The sequence below is a fragment of the Richelia sinica FACHB-800 genome (assembly GCF_014698825.1).
Lineage (GTDB): Bacteria > Cyanobacteriota > Cyanobacteriia > Cyanobacteriales > Nostocaceae > FACHB-800.
Window position 1 is genome coordinate 1 of the sequence record NZ_JACJTT010000073.1, and the last position, 6,332, is coordinate 6,332.

Sequence of the window (6,332 nt, forward strand, 5' to 3'; positions counted from 1 at the left end):
CAATCTTTAGTCACCCAATTAATGAGACTTCATCCCAATAAGCGCAAGTATTATCAACAGGGTCAAAGGGCTATGCGCCTTGTACAATCTGTCTTTTAGACTGTTTTATCCCCCCTTCAGGATTCAGACTATATTCGTTCTTTTGCCATAAACCATAATTATCAACTACTTGCAAGTAATAATCATTCAAATATCAAAATATGGAACCTACAGACAGGGGAATTAATTCATACTTTGGAATTTTCACAGGTAATTAGTATTACCTTGAGTCCTGATGGTAAATTACTGGCTAGTGGTAATGCTTTGAGTGAACTACGTATCTGGGAAATACCTGATGATTTTCTGGAAAAAAGAAAATCTGTATCAGAGATTATTAATACAGAACTCGATTTACAAAAAAATGGATATTTTGATCCAGAAAATTTAGAAGATGCACGAAAGCGGGTAATTACATCTATAGTTCGTCGTCAGGGACAATCTAAATTTCGCAAAACTTTGATAAAAACTTATAATTGTCAATGTGCTATAACAGGATGTAATGCAGAACAAGTATTAGAAGCTGCTCATATTATTCCTTATCTTGGTTCTGATACTAACCATCCAACAAATGGGCTACTTTTAAGGGCAGATATTCATACACTGTTTGATTTGTACCTAATTACCATCAATCCAGATAAAATGACCGTAGAAATATCACCTAATTTAAAGAATACTCCCTATAGTGATTTAGTTGGAAAACCTATACTACTTCCACAAAATCAAGATTATAAACTCAATAAACAAGCTCTAGAGCAACATTATCAACTTTTTTGTAAAAAACAAAATTCCTTATAGTATACTTTTGGATTAAATTTTTAACTATTTCTGCATAATTTATTGTTTTTATATTATAAGAGAAATTTAATCAAGGTTTAGAAAGTCTCTAGGTGTAATAATATGGTTTTGATATTCAGCTTCTAGGGCTTTACTTGCTTTTCCAGTCGGACTCAGTGCAGCACTAATTAACACATTGGTGTAAATGACAATTAATTTATGATTCATCAGCTAATAATTCTGCTAAAATTTCTTCTGTAAGTCCTTTAGCTTGAGCATTTTTACCAACTCTATCGAAAACAGTTAGTAAATCTTCCTCTGCTTCGTATTTTGCATATCTAGCGATAATATCTTTTACTATCTCCCGATAATTTAATCTTTCCATAAGACTATCAATTTATGAAGCTATTTGATAAATTACAGGTTTATATCTTGGTTCTGGAATGGGTTTACCTTCTATTGTCGCAGCTTCTAACCAAGCAGCTTTAGCTTTGAGAACTTCTTGCAGCGCTTCTTCTTCAGTTAAACCAAATCCTGAACAATATTTTAAGTCAGGAATATCAGCAATATAACCTTCATCTTCTTGACTGTAGAAAATATTAATGTGATAGTGCTTCATCGCTCATCCTCCAACATTAAGGAATATTGTTCAATTAATATTAAAAATTGCCGAACCTGATAAGGAATAGCTTTACCATTGCGATTTTGTAAGTTAATAAGCTCAGGTATAGTTGGATGAGTAAAAATGTGATGACTACCGTTGATACGTGATAACGAAAAACCAAAGGCTTCAACTAAAGTCACTAAATCATCGAATTGAATATTTCGAGAGCCTGAAAGAACTTTATCCAGTAACTTACGCTTTTTTGACATTACCTTATTTTATCAGTGTTTCACATAAAATTCTATCCTAATCTCAATATTTTTTACCTAGACTAAACTTCTATCCAAAGGCAGATGGAACAGGATAAAATGATAAGCACCCTTTGCGACTTTGCTCCTTAGCGTCTACCCTTCGGGATCTCCTGACGGAGATTGCGCGAAACAAAAAAAGAGATAAGCAAAACGCCTATCCCAAAAAAAAATATTAATAATTTAGCTTCCAAACTCGCCCAGAACTGAAGTTCCGGGCTAATAGCCAAAGTAAACTAAAGTTTACTAAAAGATTTTAATTTTACTTAGTCATCTTTAGATGACTTCAGCTATTAGACAGGGAATTCATTCCCTGTCGGGTTATTAGAGAATTAATTCCCTAACAGGCTAAATGATTTAAGTTCCAGACTGCCAAGAATTGATATACTCAACCTGATCAGCAGTCAAACTATCAATGTAAATACCCAAAGCTTGCAACTTCAAACGAGCAATTTCTTGATCAACCTCAGTCGGAATAGAATACAAACCAGGTGCTAATTGACCTTTATTCTTCACCAGGTATTCAACAGCTAAGGCTTGGTTTGCAAAACTCATATCCATTACTGCGCTAGGATGTCCTTCCGCAGCAGCGAGGTTAACTAAACGACCTTCACCCAACACGATTACAGATTTACCACTGTTGAGGATATACTGCTCTGTGAAAGGTCTAACGGTTTTGATTTCCTTCGCTTGACTTGCTAAGTATTTCAAGTCTAACTCAATATCAAAGTGACCAGAGTTACAAACGATCGCACCATCTTTCATTAAGTCGAAGTGTTCACCCCGGACTACATGCTTATTGCCAGTCACGGTAATGAACAAGTCACCTTGAGGTGCAGCTTCAGACATGGGTAATACACGGAAACCATCCATTACTGCTTCAATTGCCTTAATGGGGTCAATTTCGGTAACGATAACGTTAGCACCCAAACCACGCGCACGTAAAGCAGTACCTTTACCGCACCAGCCATAACCAGCTACGACAATGGTTTTACCAGCCAGCAAGATGTTTGTAGCGCGGATAATGCCGTCTAAGGTAGATTGACCAGTACCATAGCGGTTATCAAAGAAGTGCTTGGTGTCTGCGTCGTTGACGTTCATTGCGGGGAAGGTTAACACCCCATCTTTTAACATGGCGCGTAAACGCACAATACCGGTGGTGGTTTCTTCGGTGGTACCGATTAAATCTGCAATTTGGTGTTGACGGTTTTTCACCAAGTCTGCAACTACGTCGCTACCGTCATCAATGATAATGTTGGGGCGGTGGTCTAAAGCGATTTGGACGTGACGGCTATAAGTTTCCGCATCTTCGCCTTTGATAGCAAATACAGGAATTTCGTAATCGGTGACTAAGCAAGCTGCTACGTCATCTTGAGTGGAGAGGGGGTTACTGGCAATTAATACAGCATCAGCACCACCCGCTTTGAGGGCGATCGCTAAATGTGCTGTTTCTGTGGTCACGTGGGCGCAAGCTACAAGACGTAAACCAGCGAAGGGCTTTTCTTTCTCAAAGCGATCGCGGATTTGCTTCAATACTGGCATTTCCCGACCAGCCCAATCAATACGCTGTCTTCCCAAGGGAGCGAGGGCGAGGTCTTTAACCTCGTGCTTTAATCGGGGAGAAGTTGCGGTCATTAAAATTGTCCTCTAAAAAACAAAAAAGGTGCTGAGACCTTTACGTACTTTAACAAGAATTCCTGATGACTGGCCATATTTGCTGGTAATTTCTAGTCAGCTAGTGGATACCTCCACTGAACTAGCTGCACCTTTGATATGAGACGGATCAAAACCAGATATCCGTTTTTCCTTTTTTCAGGATGTCTGGTAAAAGTATTAGCAACTGTCATGGGAATAAGTAATGAGTTAGGGTAATTTCTCAATCTTCCTCTTTCCCCCTTGTCCTTAATTCCCCATACCCCCAATCTGGAAAAATTAACCAACATCGTACATCCCTATTTACCAAACACAAAACTCAAACAACATCATTAACCAACCATCGGCACATTCATGTTGATCAACCTGGTGTGCTACTACAGGAGGTGTTTTAGTGCTATTTTCAATTTTGTCTATCCCTAGCTGGAACAAGAAAAGCAAACGTCAAAGTAATCAAGAACAGAAAATCAATTATCTTCCCTTGCGCCTTCTCCCTCCTGCCTTTTGTCTACTGACCCTAGCCGCTGCACCTATCCCAAAAGCTACAGCCCAAATCCCATTGTTACCCCCTCTACAACCAGCCAACAACATTAATAATCAAGTCAATAATCAACTGGTTTCTGACTGGGTGTATTTAGATGGCCGACCTTTATTTGCGATCGCTGCCTCCAAAAGCAATTTACCAGAACGGTTACAAAATATTCGCCAAAATCTCCGCGATATCACCCATAATTACCTGCAAGTATCTACCAACGCCGTGAACGTCAACATTAAGAATGCCAACGGCTTACCGGTGATTTATGTCAATGACCAATATCTCATGACTATCACCTATGAGGATGCTGGACAGGGAAACCCGTTAACCTTAGCCAATCAAATCAGCAATACATTACAAAAAGACTTATCTCTCGCCAAGCAAGAACGACAAACCCAATTTTTAATCCAACAAAGTCAAATTGCTGCTGCTGGTGTAGTGACAATGTTAGTTTTGAGTTGGGGGTTACGACGCTGGCAAAAACGGTTATCTCACCCTTTCACCAAGTTTATCTCTGCTAAATCACCAGTCAACGCAGCCATCACTACCCAACTCAATCAACAACAACAACAGCATCTTCAGGAAGTTAAAAAAAGACTGTTTCAACTAGGTCAAGCGGGAATTTGGGGTAGTGGCAGCTTCTTCATTTTAGGACTATTTCCCTACACTAGAGCCTTACAAGCAGGAATACTAGCGATCGCCCAAATTCCCATCAAATTAACTATAGTGGCCTTGGGAACCTATCTCGCTGTTCGCTTCACCTACGCCTTAATTGACCACTTCACCTCAACTATTGTTAGCAGTGGGGCCCTACTCACCCCAGAAACCTCAGAACGTCTGCAACTGAGAGTATCCACCTTTTCTGGTGTCACGAAAAGTATCGCTACCATTGTCTGTGGTGGCACTGGCATTTTACTGGCTTTAATCTCCTTAGGAATAGACGTAGTACCTCTCTTGGCCGGTGCTGGGTTGGTCGGTGTAGCCGTATCCCTCGCTTCCCAAAACCTGATCAAAGATGCTATCAACGGATTTCTCATCATTCTTGAAGACCAATACGCCCTTGGTGATGTCATATCCGTTGGTAATGTCGGTGGCTTAGTAGAAAATCTCAACTTGCGAATGACCCAAGTCCGTGATTCAGAAGGACGCTTAATCACCATTCCCAACAGTGAAATTAAAGTTGTGGCTAACCTTTCCAGTCGCTGGTCACGGGCTGATTTAACCGTTCCCGTATCCTATCAAGCCGATGTCAACGAAGCCCTCGACTTAATCGAAACCGTAGCCTTGGAAATGAATCAAGAACCCAAATGGCAACGGCAAATTCTCGAAAAACCCAACGTTTTAGGCATCGAACAGTTTGGAGATTACGGTTTAAGCATCCGTGTCTGGATCAAAACCCAACCCCTCAAGCAGTGGGAAGTTGCACGAGAATATCGTCGCCGTCTCAAAGTCGCCCTAGACGAAGCCGGAATACATATTCCCGTCCCTCAGCAGGTCAACTGGATTACCGATATTCAACAGTTGAACTCCCAAGGCAGCGGAACTTAACAATTTTCACCCTATAGACCTCTGGTGCAAATGATTGTAGAGACGTTCCGCCGGAACATCTCTACAAGGCTTTCAAACCACGCACATACCACTAGATGTCTAATCATCTCATTTTCAATGGTGTAGGTTGGGTTGACGAAAGAAAACCCAACATATATAGCTGTAGGCAGGATAATTAGGACATTATTAATCCTTGAAACGTAGATATAACAAGGCTTTCTCTCCTGCCTTCTGCCTCCTACAACTTCTGTACGGGCGGGTTGACCAAAATTCTCGTTCATAGTTGATGATATCTGTAAACCCGCCTTTACTGCCTCTTCCATTTTTTAGTATATATGTACTATAATAGTCCCATAGCATTCAACCTGTAACAGACTTCTGGAAGATGGATTTCAAGGGTCAAGCCTATGATCAAGCACTATATTCTCAATCTTAATCCCACTGCCAAACATGAATGGGATCGGTACATTTTACGCGACCCCCTCACAGCAAAACGCCCAGACATTGCCAAACTCATAGCAGAGGCTGTGGGCGCAGATACAGGTAGTTATTTAGTCAGCGTGAATATTGAAGTCACGGTTTTAGAACAAGCACAACTCAATCAAGGTGAACAACTTTCCTTACCTTTTCCAGAAGTAAATGTCCCATCACCACTTCGAGAAGCTGCGTAAACATAAATTAACAACCCAAAAATACACGCAGCAAAAAAACGCCCCCCCGAAGGAGAGCGTTTTTTTATTTAACTAAAGATGATTTAGTTATTTATTAACCGTTGATTGCAGGAGCGCTGATTGCAACAGGAGCAACATCACCAGCAGCCAAGTCTAGGGGGAAGTTGTGAGCGTTACGCTCGTGCATTACTTCCATACCC

8 protein-coding genes and 1 pseudogene are annotated in these 6,332 nt (G+C 40.5%); 3 read left to right on the forward strand and 6 right to left on the reverse strand.

Annotated features, from left to right (window positions below):
• Nucleotides 1-225: 225 nt before the first annotated feature.
• On the forward strand, nt 226-834 hold the full coding sequence (locus tag H6G73_RS23930) for an HNH endonuclease (RefSeq protein ID WP_390840758.1): 609 nt from the start codon (nt 226-228) through the stop codon (nt 832-834).
• A 66-nt stretch (nt 835-900) separates the two neighbouring features.
• Here H6G73_RS23930 and H6G73_RS23935 read toward each other — a convergent pair whose 3' ends face one another.
• From H6G73_RS23935 to ahcY, 5 genes are all read right to left on the reverse strand, one after another.
• The gene (locus H6G73_RS23935; protein WP_190609015.1) at nt 901-1,041 is read right to left on the reverse strand and encodes a hypothetical protein; all 141 of its coding nucleotides are present in this window, start codon (nt 1,039-1,041) and stop codon (nt 901-903) included.
• Entirely contained in the window at nt 1,031-1,198 is a 168-nt protein-coding gene (locus H6G73_RS24265) for a hypothetical protein (RefSeq protein WP_199317849.1), read from the reverse strand. Before H6G73_RS24265 ends, H6G73_RS23935 begins: the two co-directional genes overlap by 11 nt.
• Before the next feature lie 12 nt (nt 1,199-1,210).
• A complete protein-coding gene (locus H6G73_RS23945; RefSeq protein WP_190609016.1) occupies nt 1,211-1,432 on the reverse strand; it encodes a type II toxin-antitoxin system HicB family antitoxin in 222 nt (73 codons plus the stop codon).
• Entirely contained in the window at nt 1,429-1,686 is a 258-nt protein-coding gene (locus H6G73_RS23950; RefSeq protein ID WP_190609018.1) for a type II toxin-antitoxin system HicA family toxin, read from the reverse strand. The genes H6G73_RS23945 and H6G73_RS23950 overlap by 4 nt, the downstream gene beginning before the upstream one ends.
• 396 nt (nt 1,687-2,082) lie before the next feature.
• Entirely contained in the window at nt 2,083-3,360 is a 1,278-nt protein-coding gene (gene ahcY, locus H6G73_RS23955; RefSeq protein ID WP_190609019.1) for an adenosylhomocysteinase, read from the reverse strand.
• Nucleotides 3,361-3,859: 499 nt separating this feature from the next.
• Between ahcY and H6G73_RS23960 the strand changes: the two genes are divergently transcribed.
• Nucleotides 3,860-5,461, forward strand: coding sequence for a mechanosensitive ion channel family protein (locus H6G73_RS23960; protein ID WP_190609024.1), 1,602 nt, complete (start codon nt 3,860-3,862; stop codon nt 5,459-5,461).
• 407 nt (nt 5,462-5,868) lie between these two features.
• A complete protein-coding gene (locus H6G73_RS23965; protein ID WP_190609021.1) occupies nt 5,869-6,132 on the forward strand; it encodes a hypothetical protein in 264 nt (87 codons plus the stop codon).
• A gap of 94 nt (nt 6,133-6,226) precedes the next feature.
• Here the strand turns inward: H6G73_RS23965 and H6G73_RS23970 are convergent.
• Nucleotides 6,227-6,332: pseudogene (locus H6G73_RS23970) on the reverse strand (photosystem II protein D1); the annotation flags it as partial.